Source organism: Rhodoferax sp. U2-2l (assembly GCF_020594515.1).
Classification (GTDB): Bacteria; Pseudomonadota; Gammaproteobacteria; order Burkholderiales; family Burkholderiaceae_C; genus Rhodoferax.
In genome coordinates this window covers 1-19,793 of the sequence record NZ_JAJCTH010000011.1, presented here as the reverse complement: position 1 = coordinate 19,793, position 19,793 = coordinate 1, and the positions used below count along the sequence as shown (strand labels likewise).

The window sequence follows — 19,793 nt, the reverse complement described above, 5'->3', positions numbered from 1 at the left end:
TTCACCGGTTCGACCATCCACAAGGGATTTCTCATGCAACTGCCTGCCTCGATTTTCAAAGCCTACGACATCCGTGGTGTGGTGCCCAGCACCGTGAATGAGGCCATGGCCGAAGCCCTGGGCCGGGCCTTTGGCACCGTGGCTTTGCGTGAAGGGCAAAAAGTGGTCGCGGTCGGGCGCGACGGGCGCCTAAGTGGTCCGGCGCTGAGCGCCGCGTTGATCCAAGGGCTGGTGTCGGTGGGTGTCGAGGTGATCGACATTGGCAAAGCCACCACACCGATGTTGTACTTTGCCGCCAGCACCCTGTGTGCCAGCGGCATCCAGGTCACCGGCAGCCACAACCCCAAGGACTACAACGGTTTCAAGATGGTGATGGATGGCCGCGCCATCTACGGCGACGAGATCCAGACCCTGCGCCAGATCATGACCGACGAGACCTGGGTGCTGCAGGACGGCGGCTCGGTGCGTTGTGTCGATGTGCTGGCTGATTACACCGCGCGCATTGTGGGTGGCATCACACTGTCTCGCCCGATGAAGATTGTGGTGGACTCGGGCAACGGCATTGCCGGTGCCTCGGCCCCCGGCATTCTGCGTGCGATTGGTTGTGAGGTGACTGAGTTGCACAGCGAAGTGGACGGCAACTTCCCCAACCACCATCCCGACCCGAGCAAACCGGAGAACCTGCGTGACGTGGTGGCCGCGCTCCAAGCCGGTGACGCCGAAATTGGCCTGGCTTTTGATGGCGACGGCGATCGCCTGGGTATCGTCACCAAAGAAGGCAACACGATTTACCCGGATCGCCAGATGATGTTGTTTGCGCGCGACGTGTTGAAACGTGCCCCCGGTGGCACCATCATTTTTGATGTGAAGTGTTCCCAACGCCTGGCACCCACCATCACCGAGGCAGGTGGGGTGCCGATGATGTTCAAGACCGGCCACTCGTTGATCAAGGCCAAGATGAAAGAAATTGGCTCACCGCTGGGTGGCGAGATGAGTGGCCACATCTTCTTCAAGGAGCGCTGGTACGGCTTTGACGACGGCACCTACGCCGGTTGCCGCCTGTTGGAAATCTTGAGCCAGTCTGCAGATGCCAACGCGGTGCTCAACGCGCTGCCCACCAGCTTCTCCACGCCCGAACTCAATGTCAAATGTGCCGAGGGGGAACCCCACGGGCTGGTGGACCAGTTGGTGGCCAAGGTCAACTTCCCGGCACCGGCCACCGTGAACACCATCGACGGCTTGCGGGTCGATTGGCCGGACGGTTTTGGCCTGATCCGCGCCAGCAACACCACACCGGTGCTGGTGCTGCGGTTTGAGGGCCACACGCCCGAGGCGCTGGCGCGTATTCAGGCCGACATGCTCGCGCTGCTGCACACGCTCAAGCCCGACGCCAGCTTTGACGAAGCGGCGCATTGAGCTTGGTCGGAGCCCAAGCAGGTGCGATTGAACGGGATGTTGTTGTCGGTTTTGCCCCCTCTCCCGCTGGGAGAGGGCAGGGGTGAGGGCTGCTTTTGAAGATACTGATCGTCAAACTCTCCTCTTTAGGTGACGTCGTGCACGCCATGGCCGCGGTGCAGGACATCCGCCTGGCCTACCCTGATGCACGCATCGACTGGGTGGTGGAGCGTGGTTTTGCCCCGCTGGTGCTGCGCTGCAAAGGCGTGCACCGGGTGATTCCGTGTGAGCTGCGGCGCTGGCGCAAGGCCATGTTCAGCCCCGAGACGCGCCAGGCCTGGAAGCTGTTCAAGGCCGATTTGCAGCAGGATGACTACGACGCGGTGATTGACCTGCAAGGCCTGAGCAAATCCGCCCTGGTGTCGCGGCTGGCGCGCCTGACCCCAAGCGGCAAACGCTACGGCATGGCCAACCAGACCGAAGGCTCCAGCTTTGAGGCACCCGCGCGCTGGGTGGCCGATGTGGCCCTGACCTTGCCCGCACGCAGCCACGCGGTGACCCGCTCGCGCCAGCTGTGTGCGCAGGCCCTGGGCTACACGCTGCCTTTTTACCTGTCTTTCGGGCTGTTGGCGCAAAAGGACAAAGGCTTGCCTGCGACCAAACAGGTCGCGCTCAGAACCGGCTTGCAGGGCCTGGTGGCGCTGGTGCACGGCACCTCACGCGCCGACAAAACGTGGCCGCTGGCCCACTGGCGCGAGCTGGGTGCGCGCCTGAACGCCGCCGGTTACATGGTGGCTTTGCCGCACGGCAGCGCGGCCGAAGAAGCCGTGTGCCACCAGATGGCGGAGGGCCTGACCCACGCCCAGGTCTGGCCGCGGCTGGCGCTCGATGCACTCACCGATTCGCTGGCCAACTGCGACGGTCTGATCGGTGTCGACAGTGGCCTGAGCCACATCGCCGTGGCGCTGGACCTGGCGCATGTGCAGATCTACAACTTTGACACCGCCTGGCGCACCGGCCCGCTGGCCGAACAACAGACCACCGCAGGCGGCCCACCGCCGCGCCAGGTCAGTGTCTTTGCCCAGCCCACCCCGTCGGTGGACCGTATTTGGCAGGCCTGGCAGGCGGTGTCCGCCGCTGCGCAGGCCCGTGTTGCAACCCCCACTTACCGGGCCTCGGGCCTGGCCTCTCTGTGATTCGACAGCTTTATTCATTGGCGATGTGGCTGGCGCAGCCGCTGCTCAAACGCAAACTCAAGCGCCGTGGGGCCAAGGAGCCCGGCTACCTGCAAGCCATTGACGAGCGGTTTGGCCGCTACAGCGCCCCGGTGCCGCCGCACGACGGCCCCACGGTGTGGGTGCACGCCGTGTCGCTGGGCGAAACGCGCGCGGCCGCGGTGCTGGTGGCGGCGCTGCGCAAACTGCTGCCCGACATGCGCCTGCTGCTCACCCACGGCACCGCCACCGGGCGCGCTGAGGGCGCCAAGCTGCTGCAACCGGGTGACCTGCAAGCCTGGCAACCCTGGGACACGGTGGGGGCTGCGCAGCGGTTTTTGAGCCACTTCAAGCCACAGATCGGCGTGCTGATGGAGACCGAAATCTGGCCGAATCTGGTGCACACCTGCCATGTGCGGCAGATGCCGCTGGTGCTGGCCAGCGCCCGCCTGAGCGAAAAATCCTTGCGTCAGGCGCAAAAATTATCCTGGCTGGCGCGCCCGGCCTTCACCGAGCTCAACGCCGTTTGGCCGCAAACCCCGCAGGATGCCCAGCGCTTCAACCAGCTTGACGCCCCGGTACGTGCGGTGTTTGGCAACCTCAAGTTTGACGCCACGCCCGACGCCCGGCAGATCGCCCTGGGGCGCCAATCCCGCACACGCCTTGGCAAACCGGTGGTGATGGTCGCCAGTTCACGCGAGGGGGAGGAGCTGGCCTTGCTGCAGATCCTCCAGGCGCTGCGCGCCCCATTCCCTGCGCAACCGGGACCAGCCGTGACGGATTCGGTCGTGGATCAGGTTCATTGGCTGATCGTGCCTCGGCACCCGCAGCGCTTTGACGCGGTGGCCGAGCTGATCACCACGCAGGGTTTTGCCGTGTCGCGCCGCAGCCATTGGGGCGTACAGGGGCCGGAATTGCCCGCGGCGGCGCCGGGCCAGCCGCCCACGGTCTGGCTGGGCGACTCGCTGGGCGAGATGGCGCTGTATTACGGCCTGGCCGATGTGGCTTTGCTGGGTGGCAGTTTTGAGCCGCTGGGCGGGCAAAACCTGATCGAGGCGGCGGCCTGCGGCTGCCCGGTGCTGATGGGTCCGCACACTTTCAACTTCGCCGACGCGGCCGAGCAGGCGCTGGCCGCAGGTGCGGCGCTGCGCGTGGCGGATCTGTCCGAAGCGGTCAAGGTGGCAGGTGATCTGGTGGCCGATGCCCACCGGCTGGCCAGCGCCCGCCAGGGCTGTGACAGCTTTGCCCAGGCGCACCGCGGTGCCGCGCACGGTTTGGCACGCGCCATCGTGCACGTGATGAACGCCTCGGTGGCGGGCTTGGTCAAAACCGGTTAGCCCGCCCCCGGGATCACGCGCCGGCCAGCTTGTCGGTGTCGGCGCCTTTGTCAATGTCGAGCTTGCGCATTTTTTCCCACAGGTTTTTACGGCTGATGCCCAGAGCGTCTGCGCAGGCTTGAATTTGCCATTTGTGGCTGTCCAGCGCGCGCACGATGACGTCGCGTTCACAGGCCAGCAGGTAGTCGCGCAGACTGCCGCCCGTGTCTTGCGGGCCGGCCAGCGCTGGCGCGGGCCGGTCAAACAGCAGGTCGTGCGAAATGGTGCGGCCATCACTCATCAGGGTGGCCCGTTCCAGGGCGTTTTTCAACTCGCGGATGTTGCCGGGCCAGGCATAGGTTTGCAGGGTGTGTTCGGCCGAGGGCGTCAGGCTCGGCGGTGGTTTGCCCTGCGCGCTGGCGATGTCGTCCAGCAGTTGCCGGGCCAGCGGCAGGATGTCTTCGGGCCGCTCGCGCAGCGGCGGAATGCGCAACTCCACCACGTTGATGCGGTAGTACAAGTCCTCCCGGAAGGCGCCCGCGGCCACCCGTTCCTGCAGGGCCTGATGCGTGGCACAGACCAGCCGGATGTTGACGTTGATCTGCTCCTCGCCGCCTACCCGCACAATCTGGCGCTCTTGCAGCGCGCGCAGCAGCCTGACCTGCATGGCCAGCGGCATGTCGCCAATTTCGTCCAGGAACAGGGTGCCGCCGTCGGCCTGCTCAAACACCCCTTTTTTGGTCCGCGCAGCGCCGGTGAATGCGCCTTTTTCGTAACCAAACAGCTCCGCTTCCAGCAGGGTCTCGGTCAAGGCGCCGCAGTTGACGGCGATGAACGGGCTGCTTTTGGCGCTCAGCTGGTGCAAGGTCTGGGCCACGAGCTCCTTGCCAACACCCGATTCACCGGTGATCAGCACCGAAGCCGCGCTGGTGGCCAGGCGCTGCAGCATCACCTCGATCTGCCGCATGGCCGGGGATTGTCCCAACGGGTGCACCGCCTGCGCCGCACCGGGCGGCACGATGGCCCGCACCTTGTCGACCAGGGCGTCCAGGTCAAACGGTTTGGTGATGTAGTCGTGCGCGCCTTTTTTGAGCAGCCGAACCGCCGTGTCGATGTCACCATGGCCGGTGATGAAGATGAAGGGTGGCAGCCCGGTGCGTTGTGTCTGCAATTGCTCGAACAAGACATCGCCGGTGGTGTCGGGCAGGCGGATGTCGCTGATGACCAGGGCGTAGTCCTGATGCTGCAGCGCCAGCTGGGCTTGGGCGCCGTGGCGGTACCAGTCGCAGGGCAGGCCTTCGAGGGCAAAGCGGTCGGCCAGTGATTCCCCCATGATCTCATCGTCTTCAATCAGGCAAAGTTTGCGCAGCGCTGGCGTCATGTCGGGAGGTCCAGGGGAAAAGTCACGGTGAAACAGGTCCGCCCGGTGGCGGACTCAGCTTGAATGGTACCGTGCAGCTGGTTGACGATCTGGTAACAGATCCACAGGCCCAGACCGTGACCGTTTTCAGAGAACGGGGAAAACGGCTCGAACAGCCGCCCCAGTTGCTCAGGTTGGAGCGACTGACCATTGTTGTGGACTGACAGCACCAGTTGCCGCCCCAACGTTTGGGCCTGCAGCGTCACCTGGCCGCCCGCGCCTGCTGCCGTGATGGCATTGAGCAACAGATTCATCAGCACCTGGCGCACCAGGGTGGAGGGCAAGCCCAAGGGTGCGGTCAAGTCGACATGCCAAGCCAGTTGCGTCGCCTGTTTTTTTGCGGCGTGCGCCACCAGCACCCGGACATCGTCAAAGTCGGACGCGTCCAGCGGGCGGCTGCGCACGGTGGCCTCGACCAGCAAGGCCGCCACGGTTTCGCGAATCTGGGTCAGGCCACGTTCGAGTAAGGAGATGGTTTTTTGCGTCACGGGGTCGGGGTTGCCGTGTTTTTTGAGCGTGCTGATGGCGTTGAGCATGCCACCCAGCGGGTTGTTGATCTCGTGGGCCATGCCGGCGGTGAGCCGCCCCAAGGCTGCCAGTCGGTCGGTCTGCAACATCTGTTTTTCCAGCGCGGTTTTTTCCAGCAATCTGGAGCGCATGTCTTCATAGGCGCCAAACAGTTGGCCGACCTCGTCCTGATACGGGTAGACCGAGGCGTCCAGCGGCTGCGGCTCGCTGCGGCCGATGCCGCTGATGCGCTCGGTGATGAGTTGCATCGGCTGCATCATGCGCCGCCCCCAGTAGGCGGTGATTGGCAGCAGCAAGGCCAGCACCGCCAGCGTGGTCCACAGCGCGTTTTCCAGCAGATGCAGGTAGCGCTGCGAGATCAGGGATTTGTTGTAAGTCACGATCAGGGTGCCCAGGCGCACGCCATCGTTGCTGATCGGCACCGCCACATAAATATGGTCGGCCTCCTGGGCCTCCAGCACCAACGCTTGGGCGTCGGGTTCACTGGGCAAACGGCTGGCCAGCGTCTTCAACTCGCTGCCCAAGGACGCCAGCGGGCTCAGCATCGGGTGCTCCTGCGGTGTGGAGGAAACGTAGACGCGGTTGGCGCTGTCCAGCACCATCAGGCTCTCGGCCAGCGCCGCGTTGAGCGGGGTGGCAAAGGGCAAGGACACGATCTCGAAGGCCTGCCAGACCTCGTCCTGCAACATCACCGGGAACAGCGCATGGGCCACGGTGCGCCCCAGATCCTGGGCGTTTTTCTGGATTTCTTCGTGCAGGTGGTCCCAGGTCTGCACCGCGAACGAGGCCGACAGCGCCAGCGCGGTGGCCAGAATCAGGCCGCCGCCCCACAGCGGCATCTTGAAGCGCAGGCTCAGGTCAAACAGCCGCATCAACGTTTGCCAGTCAGCGCCATCATCTCCGCCACGCGGTCATAGAGTTGGGGATTGCCTTTGACAAAGCCGTTCAGGTTGAGCCGCGCAAGCAGCACGCGCCCCTCGGGGTCGTGGGTCATGTTGAGCAACACCGTCTGCATGTTTTTGAAGTCCGCGTCAGACACTTTGCCCTGCGCCACGATGGGCGGAAAGCCGTATTCTTCAGATTGCCAGGCGATCCGCGTCTTGGCCGTGATGTCCGGGCGCACCTTGGCCAGCGAGTCCCAGACAAAGCTGTCCACCGCGGCGCCCTGGGCCAGACCAGCGGCCACGGCGTCAATCGCTTTGCGGTGCGACCAGGTGAAAAAAGTCCGTCTGAAAAACGTGCCCGGGTCAGCGCCACGGCCTTCAATCTCAAACCGTGGCACCAGGTAACCGGTGTTGGAATACGGGTCAGCGTAAGCAAAGATGCCTTGCTTAAGGTCGGCAAAGTGCCCGGTTTGGGTGTCCTGGGCCGGCACGATCAGGTAGGAGCGGTAGGTGGGACGACCCCCGTTGAGGGCCGTGGCCAGCAAGCGCACGTCCTGCTTGAGCATGACGTAGGGGTAGTCACAAATCCAGGCAAAGTCCACCTTGTGCCGTTGCAGCAAGTCCATCGTGTCGCGGTAGCGGTCACGCTGGACAAATTCCACCGAGCGATTCAGGCGCACCTCCAGATAACCCCGCCACTGCGCCAGCAGGGCATGCTGGTCGTGCAGGAAGGCCGGGGTCATGGCAAAACGCAAGGGGCGTGGCTCTTGCGCGCTCCAGGCCGCCAGGCCGGTGGCGGCCAGGCAGATTGCCATCAAGGTGGCTCTGATACGGTTGAACATCCTGTTTCCTGTCTCCTTTTTGGGTTACCGAAGGGTGACTTGCGACAAAAACATCGGGTGGTGACGTTACCGATTGGTAACTTGCGGGTCGGTGGCACGTGGTCACTCAGGTGGATGCGGCGCCAGGCGCCTGTCGGGTCGGGGAATTTTATCGGGGTGCGCAGCTTGGGCCACCCGTTGACAAGCCCGCGAAAGCCGTCCAAACCTTGCCGCCGCCAGCGCACGGGTTACCGATGGGTAACGCCGAACCTGCGTCCTGCCCGCGCCACGCGTGGCATGGAGCTTGCGCTCCCAGGCTGTCGAACATCAATTCAGGAGCATGTTATGAAGCTGACGAGACGGGTATTCATCATGGCAACGGGGCTGTCTGCCGGGGCGGTGATGACGGGGTGCGCGGGTCTGTCCGGGCCGGTCCATAGTTCACTGATCCCGCGCAAAGCCAAACCCTGCAGCCCGGCGGCTGGCCAATGGGTGGCCAGCACCTGCCAGGGCTGCACGCAGTGGTGTGCGGTGCAGATTTTTGTGCAAAACGGGCGCGCCACCCGGGTGCGCGGCAACCCGCTGTCCAAGACCAACCATGGTTACTGCTGTCCACGTGGGCACATGATCCCGCAGCAGATGTACGACCCGGACCGCATCAAGACACCGATGAAGCGCACCAACCCGCTCAAAGGCAGGGGCATTGACCCGAAGTTTGTCCCGATTTCCTGGGACGAAGCCCTGAACACGGTGGCCGACAAGATGATGGCGCTGCGTCAGGCCGGTGAGCCGGGCAAGCTGATGTACATGCGCGGTCGTTATTCCTCCACCTCCACCGAACTGCTGTACGGCACCTTGCCCAAAATCTGGGGCACGGCCAACTATTTCTCGCACAGCGCCATCTGCGCCGAAGCCGAAAAGATGGGCCCGGGCTTGACCCAGGGCTTTTTTGGCTACCGCGACTACGACCTGGGTAACACCAACTGCCTGGTGGCCTGGGGTTGTGACCCGCTGAGTTCCAACCGCATGGTGCCCAACGCCATGCATCACTTTCCCGGCATCGTCCAACGTGGCAAGGTGATTGCCATTGACCCGCGCATGTCCACCATTGCCGCCAAGGCGCATGAGTGGCTGCCGATCAACCCCGGCACCGACGGTGCGCTGGCCAGCGCCATCGCGCACGTGATCCTGACCGAAGGCACATGGAGCAGGGAGTTTGTGGGTGACTTCAAAGACGGCAAAAACCTGTTTGTGGCCGGCCAGCTGGTGGACGAAGCCGCTTTCACCGAGAAAGAAACCAACGGTGTCGTCAAATGGTGGAACCTGGAACTCAAGGACAAGACCCCGGCCTGGGCGGAGAAAGAAACCCTGATTCCTCCCGCACAAATCCTGCGGGTGGCGCGCGCCATGGGTAAGGCGGGTTCCAAAACCACCGTTTTCATGGGGCCGGGTGTGGCCATGACGCCGCGCGGCACCTACGCCGCGATGGCCGTGCACGCGCTCAACGGCTTGCTGGGTTCGATTGACGTGGAAGGCGGCGTGTGGCAAAGCAGCAGCGTACCGCTGGGCAAATTTGCCTCCACCGAGAAGTATGTGGACGAGGTCGCCAAGTTGGCTAGCAAGGGCAAAAAGCTCGATGGTCGGGGCGCCAAAGACATGCCCGCCATGATGGGTGGCAAGCCCGGCAGCGGTGTGGTCACCAACAACGTGGCCAACGGGCTGCTGAAAGACCCGGGCGCGGTGAAGGTGTTTATTTCGTCGTGGTCCAACTTCAACTTCTCGTGCACGGGCGCCGGGCGCTGGGACAAAGCCATGGCCCAGATTCCGTTCTTCGTTCACATGGTGCCCAACGCATCGGAGATGACGCAGTTCGCTGACATCGTGCTGCCTTCCACCTTCAATGCGGCCGAGGGTTGGTCGGTGATCTCCAACATGGGCAACGGCTACGGCTATGCCTCCATCCAGCAAGCTGCGGTCAAGCGCCTGTGGGATGTCAAACAGGAAGAGACCGAGGTGATGTGGCTGCTGGCCGAAAAACTCAAGGCCAAAGGTTTCCCCAACCTGTTTGACTATTACGCGCAAGAGTTCAAAGACCCCGAAACCGGCAAGCTGCCCACCACCCCCATGGAGTTCAGCGAGATTGCCGCCAAGATCAGCAGCGCCACGCTGTGGATGCCCAAGGAGCCGCTCAAAGGTGACGCCCCCGTCAAGGGCTGGGCTGATTTCAAGGCCAAAGGGATCTTCACGGGGCCGAAGTACACCCTCAAAAAAGGCTGGGGCGGCAAGTTTGGCACGGTCACCAAGAAGTTCGAGTTCTACAGCGAAACGCTCAAGAAGGGCTTGCTGGAGCACGCCAAGAAGTACGAGACCACCACCGACGACATCATGACCGTCAGCGGTTATGTGGCGCGTGGTGAGCTGGCCTTTGTGCCGCATTACGAACCGGTCAAACGCCACGGCAGTGTGGCGGACTACCCGTTTGCGTTTATCGACCACAAATCGCGCCTGAACCGCGAGGGGCGTTCGGCCAACGTGACCTGGTACCAGGAGTTCAAGAAGGTGGACCCGGGTGACGTGTCCTGGGGTGACGTGGTCAAGATGAACCCGAGCGATGGCGCCAAACTGGGCCTCAAGGACGGTGACAACGTGAAGATCACCTCGGTGGCGGGCAGCATTGGCTGCCAGGTCAAGCTGTGGGAAGGTGTGCGCCCCGGCACCGTGGCCAAGTGTTACGGACAAGGGCACTGGGCCTATGGCCGGGTGGCTGCCAAAGACTTTGCCAAAGCCGTGCCGTTCGGCGGCAACAACAACGAGGTGTTGGTCGATGACTACGACCGGCTCAGCGGGGCCACGGCCCGCAACGGTGGTTTCACCGGTGTCCGTATCGACAAAGCCTGACCGCCCATCACCCTTACAGGAGTAAATCATCATGGCAAGACTTGGAATGGTCATTGACCTCGCAAAATGCAACGGCTGTGGCGCTTGCGCCTTTGCCTGCAAAGCTGAAAACAACACCCGCGACCGGGGTGACGAGCAGAGTTTCAACTGGGCCGACTTTTTGATGCAGACCCGGGGCACGTTCCCCAACACCACCCAATCGGTGATCCCGGTGTTGTGCAACCACTGCTCAGACGCGCCGTGCATCAAGATCTGCCCCGGCAACCCCAAAAAGGCTGGCCCGGGCAAGCCGTTCAAAGCGCTTTACAAAACACCCGAAGGCATCACCCTGCACGACCCCGAGCTGTGTATCGGGTGTGGCGACTGCCAGAAGGAATGCCCGTACAGCCACCCCCGGCTGGGTGCATCCAGTCTGGATGGCGGCAGCTACAGCGTGATCAGTCTCAACACCTCGGGTGAAGATCCGCAGCCGCGCTGGTCTGACAAGACCTCGGCCATCCCCGGGTGCACCTCGTCAGGCGCTGAAGTGGCGGCACTCGCCGGCGCCGTGCCGCCGATGGCCAACCTGTGGGACAGTGGTGACCAGCAGGCGGTGCGTTCGGACGATGTGATCGAGAAATGCACCTTCTGCTACCACCGGGTGCTCAACGGCCTGCAACCGGCCTGTGTGGAAGCCTGCCCGGCCAAGGCGCGCATCTTTGGTGACCAGGAAGACCCTGCCAGCGAGATCGCCATGATCCTCAAAAAAGAGAAATCCTGGCGCCTGCTGGAAGAAAAAGGTACCAAGCCCAATGTGCATTACATTGGCAAATACAGCCCCAGGGCTTGACCTGCTCACAGCCAAGCCGCGCTTCGGGGCTTGGCTTTCACGGCAAATTTTTCAAGGAAGAGTGATGTCCGACGATGACCCAGCCGCAGCCATGGCCCGCGCAGATATGTACCGCTTTCTCTCAGCGTGTTACTACGAGCCGGAACAGGCCTTCATGGAAGAGAAGCTGTTCGACTCGATGCTGATCGCCGCCCAGAGGCTGAGCCCGGCTTTGGCCGGGCAGGCCAAACATCTGGGCGAGGCGTTTGTCGCCGAAGACCTGCAAACCCTGCTGGTGGACTACACGCGCCTGTTCCTGGGGCCGCTGCAAGTCCGGGCCCAGCCTTATGGGTCTTCCTGGCTGAAGGCACCTGAAGCGACGCAGGACAACCCGCCACCGGCGGTGCTTGACCTGTACAGCGAAGGCGGCTTTGAACTGGACGCCGAGTTTGCCGAATTGCCGGACCATGTGGCGGTTGAGCTGGAATTTCTGTACCAGTTGGCGTACAACCGGAACCAGGCCGAGGTGACCGGCCAGGCCGATGTGGCCCAAAAAATCGACGACTTGCAGCGCCGGTTTTTGACGGAACACCTCGGGCTGTGGGTGGAACCCTTCGCGGCCGCCGTGACGTCTGCGGCCGAGGCCGCTTTTTACCGTGAACTGGCAGACATCACTCGGGCATTTGTCCAGGCCGAGATCGGCAGGTTGGCGGCGCACTGATCCATCAGGTTTTTTCAGGGGGGCATCATGAAAATTTTTGGCATCACGGGGCATTCCGGGATGGGCAAAACCACCTTGTTGGAGCGGCTCCTGCCTGAGATCACTTCGCGTGGCTTGTCGGTGTCATTGATCAAACACAGCCACAAAAACATCGACATTGATCGCCCGGGCAAAGACTCCTATCGCCTGCGCGAAGGGGGTTGCAAAGAGGTCCTGCTGTTGGGCCATGACCGATGGGCGCTGATGCATGAGCTGCGTGGAGCGCCGGAGCCACCGTTGGACTATTTGCTGGACCGACTGCAGGACTGTGATGTGGTGTTGATTGAAGGCTTCAAACAGGGTGTTTTTCCCAAGCTCGAAGTCTGGCGGGATGGGTTGGGGCAACCAACTTTATGGCCCGATTGGCCTGGAATTGTGGCCATCGCCAGTGACAAGCCGCCCCGGTCACCTTCTCAAACCGGTGTGACACCTGGATTGACCTTTTTGGATTTGTCAGACCTGAGCGGGATCGCCAACTTTGTCCTGAACCGTGCTGAAGTGCGCCAGATGTCGCCAATTTACATGGCAAGCTCTATAGAATCACCCTCATCGATTGATATGGATCAATGAAGTTGGACCGCAAAAACAAAGATATCCATGACCAAATCATCTGAAACCACATTGGGTAACCCGGTGCGACCGGGTGGCCGACTGAAGAACATGGCCCTGTTTTTGGCATCGCCCTTCATTGGCCTGTACTACGCTGTGTTGCTGCCGGGCAAACTGATCCAGCTGGCCAAGGCCGAATTCCAGGGAACACCCGCTTCCCCCAAGACGGCGGATCACAAGTGAGCACAGCCCGCGCTCATCACCGCCGTATCCGCTGAACCGAATTGCGCGCCAGACCGGCCAACCCAAGTTTTATGCCATGAAAAGTGCCCCTCCATTGCCTCGTGCCACGTTCCCACGGCTCCACCCGGGGCTGCTGATGTCGGCCATCTTGTGTTTGTTCATGCTCTTGTGGTGGCAGCCTGCGCAGGCCGCTGACGACATTGAGCTGTCCGAGGAGGACGTGGCCTGCCAGACCTGCCATGACGGCAAGGACCATCTGGTTAAAAAAACCGAGGCTGGCGAGACCGTGTCGCTGATGATCTCGACCAAAGACTTCCTGGCCTCCATGCACAACGAAACCAGTTGCACCGACTGCCACGAAGACATCGACGAAAAGAACCACGGCAAAGTCGAGGTGCCGATGGAGAGCAAACGGGCCTATCGGATGTCGTACCAGGACTCCTGCACCACCTGCCACAAGAAAAATGTGGCCAAGTACAAGGACAGCGTTCACGCCATGCTGGTCAGCGACGGCAGCGACAAGGCGCCTACCTGTTCCGACTGCCACAACTCGCACACCCAGCTCTCGATCAAGGTGGTGGAGCCGATTGCCAATGTGCCCTGCGCCAACTGCCACAAGAAAATTTTTGAGGCTTACGCGCAAGACGTGCACGGCCTGGAGCGGGTCGCCAAAGGCAAAAGCGCCCCCATCTGTGCTGACTGCCACCAGTCCCATGCGATCCAGGCGGCCTCGTTGGGCAGCGCCCTCAAAGACTCTTGCCTGACCTGCCACAAGGATGCTGCTGCCAAACACGAAGACTGGCTGCCCAATTCGGGGCGCCACTTCGAGTCCATCTCTTGCCCGGTATGCCACGCGCCGGACGCCCAACGCCGGGTGAATTTGCGCATGGTGGATGCGGTGGGCGGCGCCCAGCTGCTGGAGAAAAAAGGGGTGCCCCAGTTTGAGCGCCTCACCCAGGCCGCAGACGATGGCAACACCAGCCTGAACGAGCGGGAGCTGCGCAGCTTCCTCAAAGAATTCAATCTGGAAAACGTCGACAACAAAGCCATCCTGAATGGTCGTCTGGAAGTGCGCTCAGGCGTCAGCGCACACCAGTTGGCTGAAAAAGAGAAGGCGCTGAAAGATTGCAAGATCTGCCACCAGGCCGGTGCCACACCGTTCCAGAGTGTGGTGTTGACCATGGCTGGCCCTGATGGTCGCGCCATGCGCCACGGTGTCGAGAAAGAGGTGCTGAACTCCCTCACGGCCATGGGCACCATGCGCGGCTTTTACGCCATTGGCAGCACCCGCATCAAAATGCTGGACTACCTGCTGGTGCTGGTGGTGCTGGGTGTGTTGTGTGTGCCCATCGCCCACCTGACCGCCAACCAGCTCTTCAAAGGCCGCCGCGAGAAGCTCAAGGCCCAACGGCAAGCTGCCCAAACCGCCGCTGAGAAATAAGGTCGAGCCATGACAACAGCTTACAAAAAAGTCTATATCCACCCGCTGCCGGTGCGCATCTGGCACTGGGTCAACGCCCTGGGGTTCCTGATCCTGATTGCCACCGGCTTGCAGATCCGCTACCTGGAGATGGTGCAAGTGCTGCCGTTCAGAACCGCCATCAACATCCATAACTGGGTGGGTTTTGTGCTGATTGGCAACTTCTTCCTGTGGCTGGGTTTTTACCTGTTCACCGACAAGATCACCGTCTACCTGCCCGAAATGAACCCCAAGAAGTACTTTGAAGACTCTTGGCGGCAGATCAAGTTTTATGGCTACGGCATCTTCCTGGGTGAAGAAAACCCGCATCACCCCACGATGCACCACAAGTTCAACCCGCTGCAGATCATGATGTACCAGATCATCATGCTGCTGCTGATGCCCATCCTGTTTGTCTCGGGCCTGCTGCTGTGGGATGTGAAGCGGTTTTCATACCTGGTGGACCTGTTTGGCGGCGTGCGGGTGGTCGATACCGTGCACGTGCTGCTGTTCATCGTGTTCACCGGGTTTTTGATCATGCACTTGTACCTGATCACCCTCGGCCACACCCGGACGGCACACATCAAGGCGATGGTGACGGGGTACGAGGAAGTGCCTGACAGCAAGACGCCTTGAACTTTTAACGCCAGCAGTCATCATCCCCTTTGGCATCCCACTTTCGTCAACGTACCTTAAAGGAGTCCCATCATGCGCAAAATGTCTTTATCCCTTTTGAGTGCCTCGTTCTTGCTGGCCGTGAGTGCCGCCGTACCGGCGCATGCCGCAGTGGATGTTGACGCTGCCAAGTCATTGGCGAAGAAGAATGACTGTCTCAAGTGCCATGCCCCCGACAAAGACAAAAAGGGTCCTTCCATGAAGAAGATCGCCGAGAAGTACAAGGGTAAGCCGGACGGCATTGACAAAGCCATCAAAAACATGACCGAAGGCCAGAAGGTCAAACTGTCCGACGGCACAGAAGAAGATCACAAGATCATTGACACCAAGGACCCCAAAGAGTTGAAAAACCTCGCGGAGTGGTACCTGTCGCACTAACACTGATAGGTCTTTTTTGACACAGATGGCCCCGGAAATCCGGGGCTTTTTTTTGCTCATCGTTTGAGTCGATTGACTTAGATCAAAAAAAAGTTGCTACAAAGCCAAAAACAATGCCCGCACGGCTCATGCGGATTTATCATGAACTGTGTCTGCAGTGTGAAGTTAACGTAAAGGTACAAATATGAGACAACTGTCAAAGATCAAGCGCATCCTGTCGTTGGGCCTGCGCTGCGGTGCCTTGGGACTGGCGTTGATGGCGGGCACGGCCTTTGCGGCCGATGTGGCCAAACCGCCGGCCGACCTGTTCCTCAAAGGGGATGCCAAGTGCACCGGTTGTCATGACGAGGCAGATGACTCCACGCCCACCATGCTCGATTTGCATCCGTCCGTTCTGGCTATCGGCAAGACGCGTCACGGCATGACCGGCGACTCCCGTACCCCAACATGTACCAGTTGCCATGGCAACAGTGAAAAGCATGTGAACCACAAAGGCTCAAGCAAGCCACCTGCAACGGATGTGATTTTTGGCAAAAAATCTCAAACCTCCGCGAAAGTGCAAAGCGAGACTTGCCTGACCTGCCACGCGGGTGGCAGCAACATCCATTGGGACAATGGTGTGCATGCCGCCAACGATGTCAGTTGTTCCTCGTGCCACTCGGTGCACAGGGCAAAGGACAAAGTTCGAGACAAAACGCAACAGGCAGAGGTCTGTTACACGTGCCACAAAACGCAGCGCGCTGAATCAAACAAAGCATCGCACCACCCGATGAATGAGGGCAAAGTGGTGTGTTCCAGTTGCCACAACCCGCACGGTTCCACCGGCCCCAAGCAGCTCATCAAGAACACGGTCAATGAGACCTGCTATACCTGCCACACGGAAAAGCGCGGCCCCTTCCTGTTTGAGCATCCCGTCGCCAGCGACAACTGTCTCAATTGCCACAACTCGCACGGCTCGAACAACATCGCCATGTTGAAAACTCGTCAGCCGTACCTGTGTCAGCAGTGTCACGACTTCACACGGCATCCTGGCAACCCCTACAGCGGTACAGGTCTTCCGCCCAGCGCGGGTGGTACTGCTGCCGCTCAGCAACTTCTGCTCCGAAGCTGTGCAAGTTGCCACACCCAGGTGCATGGCAGCAACCACCCATCCGGCGTACGCCAAACACGTTGATTTAGAAGGAGAAGAAAATGACTAACAAATTGAGTCCTTCCTTGTCACGTACCGTCCTGGCGGCTTCGATTGCGGCCATCTGGGTTGCCGGTCATTCGGCTGCCTGGGCCCAAGACGCCGATGAAATCCGCAGCCTCACCCGGCCCGGTAATACGGTTGAACTTGGGGTGGGTTTCACAAATGCCAACAGTTTCAAGTTTGGTGATTACACCGGCATGAACGACAAAGGCGCCTACCTGATCAGTAATGTCGAGTTGAACCATCGCAATGAGGCGAATACCCATTACTTCTCGCTTACCGGGCTCAATCTTGGCCTGGATTCGCGCAACTTGAAGTTGGAGGGCGGCGAACAGGGTAATTACGGCTTGAGTCTGGAATACGACGAGATACCGAAGTTGTCCCTGGACAGCTACCAGACGCCGTTCCTCAACCCCGGTACTGCCAATCTGACCTTGCCCACTCCCTGGGTACGTGGTGCGACTACTGGAGCTATGGCGGGTCAAATTGACAGCAACATGCGTCCGTTTGACATAAAAACCGAGAGAAACTCACTAAGTTTTGGCCTCACCAAAGAGTTGGCGCGCGGCTGGGATGCGGTGTTGCGCGTCAAGCGTGAGAAGAGAGACGGCAGTCGCCTGATTGGTGCGGTGATGGGAAATTCCGGAGGCAACCCGCGTGCTGCGCTGCTACCAGAGCCCATCGACTACACCACCGACGAGCTTGAAGCACAACTGCGGTACACGGACAAGAAGTTGCAACTGCAGTTTGCTTACTTCGGCTCCTACTTTGACAATGCCAATAGCAGTTTGACTTGGAGCAATCCGTTTGCAGCATCAGTTTGGGCGAATGCAAGCACTGCACAAGGTCAAATTGGTCTGCCACCGGACAACCGGGCACATCAAATCAGTGCAGCCGGCGGTTACACCATTACGCCGGATACGCGTCTGTCTGGCAGTGTGTCGCTTGGCCGGATGACTCAAAACGACGCCTTCTTGCCGTACACGATTAACTCTGGCCTGACGAGCAATGTTGCACTACCTCGGACATCGCTCGATGGCCGGGTGGATACGTCGCACGTGGATGTGAAACTGTCGTCAAAACTGACACCCAAATTGCATGCGTCTGCTGGTTATCGCTACGACGAGCGAGACAACAAGACGCCGCAGGCGAGGTACCGCTACATCGGTGGGGACTCAGAAAATCAGGCTGCAGCGAACAGTGCCAAGGATCGTACCAATCTGCCCGGAAGCAGCACCAAGCAGCAAATTGAAGCGCACCTGGACTACCACTTGACGCCCGATACCAAGCTCAAGTTTGGCTACGATTACGAGTGGGCAGAGAAAACGTTTGAGGCCATCACAGAAGAGAAGGAGCACACGGTCAAAGCGGAAGTGAACCAGCACTTCAGTGACATGGTTTCAGGTGGTTTGAGCTATGCGTACTCTGATCGCAAGACCCGTGCGGCAAATGGTAGTGACTACGATGCATCAGCTCCATTTTTGGCGAGCTTTACACCCGCCTATGCCATAGGCCAGTTTGACGCCTCGCTACCGCTGAACGGCTACTGGGACAACTTGCCGGCCCAATACAAGTTCTTTATGGCGCCCCGTAAACGGGACAAGGTTCGTGCATTTTTGAATGTGACTCCGACCGACAAAATCGACCTCCAAGCCGCCATTGACTACAAGAACGATGATTTCCACAAATCGCAGTATGGCTTGCAAAAGGCCAAAGGCTGGGCTGTAAATCTGGATGCCAACTATGTCGTGTCTGACACGTTGACAGGACATGTGTTTGCATCTTTCGATAAATACACGACAGGACAGCGCACGTACGCTTTTAACGGAGGTAGCCGGGCGATTACTGGCGGTGTTGATTGGACTGCGGACATCGACGATAGAACGACGACCTTTGGTATTGGCGCTCGTTACACGCCGTCCAGCAAATATCAGATTGGAGGTGACATCACCCATGCCGCATCAACTGGCACGACCTCTGTATTGAACGCGACCAATACCACCGGGGCCATGCCTGACTTGAAAACAAAACTGACGCGTCTTGATCTGTTCGGTCAGTACCAGATTCAGAAGAACCTGACCGTGAAAATGAAATACATCTATGAGCGTTATTCATCTGCCGACTGGTCAATTGATCAAGTCACGGCCACGACAATGGCTAACGTGATTGGAACCAATCAGACGAGTCCGCAATACGATGTGCATTTCCTAGGTGTCTCGCTGGCTTACGACTTCTGACCGCGGCGTGTCCTGTGTGAACAAGTTCTGAGTTTCAAGGTTACAAAACGAAACCCCGGTTGTCTTTCAAGACACCGGGGTTTCGTTTATCTGGCGGCAGCAATACTTGCGCAGTGAGGGGTAAGCGCCCAGCCAACCTATCTTGAATTGAGATCTCGCATCTCGCAAGATCGTGTGCACGCAACCCATCGTGCACACCATGCTCAAAGACCCAGACCCCGCCAAGTATCCGGCCCGACGCACCCACCGAACCTACACAGCCGAGTTCAAAGCAGAGCTGGTAGCGGCCTGCCAAATCCCCGGTTCTTCCATTGCAGCCATAGCCGGGCAACATGGCATGAACGCCAACGTCCTGCACCGCTGGCTCAAAGAACACCAACAAAGTGGGCGCCACCAACGCCTCGTCTGCAGCGCCACGGATCAGTCGCTGCTCACTTCACCACCGGTGCCCGCATTCATTGCCGTCAAACTGCCTGCCACTGCAACGCCTGAACCCGCGAACAAAGACCCCATCAAGGTAGAACTTCGCAAAGGCACAGTCTCAATGATCATCACCTGGCCCTGTAGCGCAGTCGATGACCTGGCGCCATGGACCCGGGCCATTCTCAAGTAATCCCTCACATGATCCGCATCGATGCCATCTGGCTGGCCACCAGCCCCTTGGACATGAGAGCTGGTACCGACACCGCCCTGGCCCGCGTGATCTCAGTCTTTGGCGCGGCCCATCCGCATACCGCCTATTTGTTCGCCAACAAACGAGCCACCCGCATCAAAGTTCTGGTGCACGATGGCATTGGCATCTGGCTGGCAGCCAGACGGCTGCACCAGGGCCACTTCGTGTGGCCTCTGGCCAGTGCGTTCAATGGCTCCAACCGTGTGACTTTGAGCGGCGCCCAACTCGATGCCCTGGTGCTGGGACTGCCTTGGCAGCGCATGGGCGACGCAGGCATCATCACCATGGTTTGAATCATCGAAATAGATAGCACTTTAGTCAATACAGATAAGCACCAATGGTA

The 19,793-nt window shown here is 60.1% G+C and carries 18 protein-coding genes; 15 read left to right on the top strand and 3 right to left on the bottom strand.

From position 1 onward, the window contains the following. Window positions 1-33 precede the first annotated feature (33 nt). The 3 genes from LHU53_RS11050 to LHU53_RS11040 all read left to right on the top strand — a co-directional run bounded on the left by LHU53_RS11050 (window position 34) and on the right by LHU53_RS11040 (window position 3,946). On the top strand, window positions 34-1,416 hold the full coding sequence (locus LHU53_RS11050) for a phosphomannomutase/phosphoglucomutase (protein WP_227332714.1): 1,383 nt from the start codon (window positions 34-36) through the stop codon (window positions 1,414-1,416). Between the two features lie 95 nt (window positions 1,417-1,511). Further along, window positions 1,512-2,591: a lipopolysaccharide heptosyltransferase I gene (waaC, locus tag LHU53_RS11045; protein WP_227332713.1), complete on the top strand. Its 1,080-nt coding sequence runs from the start codon at window positions 1,512-1,514 to the stop codon at window positions 2,589-2,591. Next, entirely contained in the window at window positions 2,588-3,946 is a 1,359-nt protein-coding gene (locus LHU53_RS11040) for a 3-deoxy-D-manno-octulosonic acid transferase (protein WP_227332712.1), read from the top strand. The genes waaC and LHU53_RS11040 overlap by 4 nt, the downstream gene beginning before the upstream one ends. A gap of 13 nt (window positions 3,947-3,959) precedes the next feature. Here LHU53_RS11040 and LHU53_RS11035 read toward each other — a convergent pair whose 3' ends face one another. From LHU53_RS11035 to LHU53_RS11025, 3 genes are read right to left on the bottom strand one after another with little or no spacing between them, the layout of a single operon-like run. Beyond that, window positions 3,960-5,306 (bottom strand): sigma-54 dependent transcriptional regulator, encoded by a 1,347-nt coding sequence (locus tag LHU53_RS11035; RefSeq protein WP_227332711.1) that lies wholly within the window; start codon window positions 5,304-5,306, stop codon window positions 3,960-3,962. Continuing rightward, window positions 5,303-6,745 carry a sensor histidine kinase gene (locus LHU53_RS11030; protein WP_227332710.1) on the bottom strand — a complete coding sequence of 481 codons (1,443 nt, stop codon included), beginning with the start codon at window positions 6,743-6,745 and terminating at the stop codon, window positions 5,303-5,305. The genes LHU53_RS11035 and LHU53_RS11030 overlap by 4 nt, the downstream gene beginning before the upstream one ends. After that, entirely contained in the window at window positions 6,745-7,572 is an 828-nt protein-coding gene (locus LHU53_RS11025) for a PhnD/SsuA/transferrin family substrate-binding protein (protein ID WP_227332709.1), read from the bottom strand. The genes LHU53_RS11030 and LHU53_RS11025 overlap by 1 nt, the downstream gene beginning before the upstream one ends. Window positions 7,573-7,923: 351 nt before the next feature. Between LHU53_RS11025 and LHU53_RS11020 the strand changes: the two genes are divergently transcribed. The 12 genes from LHU53_RS11020 to tnpB all read left to right on the top strand — a co-directional run bounded on the left by LHU53_RS11020 (window position 7,924) and on the right by tnpB (window position 19,743). Further along, window positions 7,924-10,476, top strand: a complete 2,553-nt coding sequence (locus LHU53_RS11020; RefSeq protein ID WP_227332708.1) for a molybdopterin-dependent oxidoreductase — start codon at window positions 7,924-7,926, stop codon at window positions 10,474-10,476. Window positions 10,477-10,507: 31 nt separating this feature from the next. After that, entirely contained in the window at window positions 10,508-11,305 is a 798-nt protein-coding gene (locus tag LHU53_RS11015; protein ID WP_227332707.1) for a 4Fe-4S dicluster domain-containing protein, read from the top strand. A 64-nt stretch (window positions 11,306-11,369) separates the two neighbouring features. Beyond that, complete coding sequence (locus LHU53_RS11010; RefSeq protein WP_227332706.1) at window positions 11,370-12,005, top strand: molecular chaperone; 636 nt, start codon at window positions 11,370-11,372, stop codon at window positions 12,003-12,005. Window positions 12,006-12,032: 27 nt separating this feature from the next. Beyond that, the gene (gene mobB, locus LHU53_RS11005; RefSeq protein ID WP_227332705.1) at window positions 12,033-12,614 is read left to right on the top strand and encodes a molybdopterin-guanine dinucleotide biosynthesis protein B; all 582 of its coding nucleotides are present in this window, start codon (window positions 12,033-12,035) and stop codon (window positions 12,612-12,614) included. A gap of 27 nt (window positions 12,615-12,641) precedes the next feature. Continuing rightward, on the top strand, window positions 12,642-12,836 hold the full coding sequence (locus LHU53_RS11000; protein ID WP_227332704.1) for a hypothetical protein: 195 nt from the start codon (window positions 12,642-12,644) through the stop codon (window positions 12,834-12,836). Window positions 12,837-12,912: 76 nt separating this feature from the next. Continuing rightward, window positions 12,913-14,277 carry a cytochrome c3 family protein gene (locus LHU53_RS10995; protein WP_227332703.1) on the top strand — a complete coding sequence of 455 codons (1,365 nt, stop codon included), beginning with the start codon at window positions 12,913-12,915 and terminating at the stop codon, window positions 14,275-14,277. Window positions 14,278-14,286: 9 nt separating this feature from the next. After that, entirely contained in the window at window positions 14,287-14,931 is a 645-nt protein-coding gene (locus LHU53_RS10990) for a cytochrome b/b6 domain-containing protein (RefSeq protein WP_227332702.1), read from the top strand. A 72-nt stretch (window positions 14,932-15,003) separates the two neighbouring features. Continuing rightward, window positions 15,004-15,348, top strand: coding sequence for a c-type cytochrome (locus tag LHU53_RS10985; protein ID WP_227332701.1), 345 nt, complete (start codon window positions 15,004-15,006; stop codon window positions 15,346-15,348). A gap of 241 nt (window positions 15,349-15,589) precedes the next feature. Further along, the gene (locus LHU53_RS10980; RefSeq protein WP_227332700.1) at window positions 15,590-16,522 is read left to right on the top strand and encodes a DmsE family decaheme c-type cytochrome; all 933 of its coding nucleotides are present in this window, start codon (window positions 15,590-15,592) and stop codon (window positions 16,520-16,522) included. A 17-nt stretch (window positions 16,523-16,539) separates the two neighbouring features. Further along, complete coding sequence (locus LHU53_RS10975; RefSeq protein WP_227332699.1) at window positions 16,540-18,777, top strand: MtrB/PioB family decaheme-associated outer membrane protein; 2,238 nt, start codon at window positions 16,540-16,542, stop codon at window positions 18,775-18,777. Window positions 18,778-18,976: 199 nt separating this feature from the next. Next, on the top strand, window positions 18,977-19,390 hold the full coding sequence (locus LHU53_RS10970) for a transposase (RefSeq protein ID WP_227332698.1): 414 nt from the start codon (window positions 18,977-18,979) through the stop codon (window positions 19,388-19,390). An 8-nt stretch (window positions 19,391-19,398) separates the two neighbouring features. Next, entirely contained in the window at window positions 19,399-19,743 is a 345-nt protein-coding gene (tnpB, locus tag LHU53_RS10965) for an IS66 family insertion sequence element accessory protein TnpB (protein WP_227332697.1), read from the top strand. Window positions 19,744-19,793 lie beyond the last annotated feature (50 nt).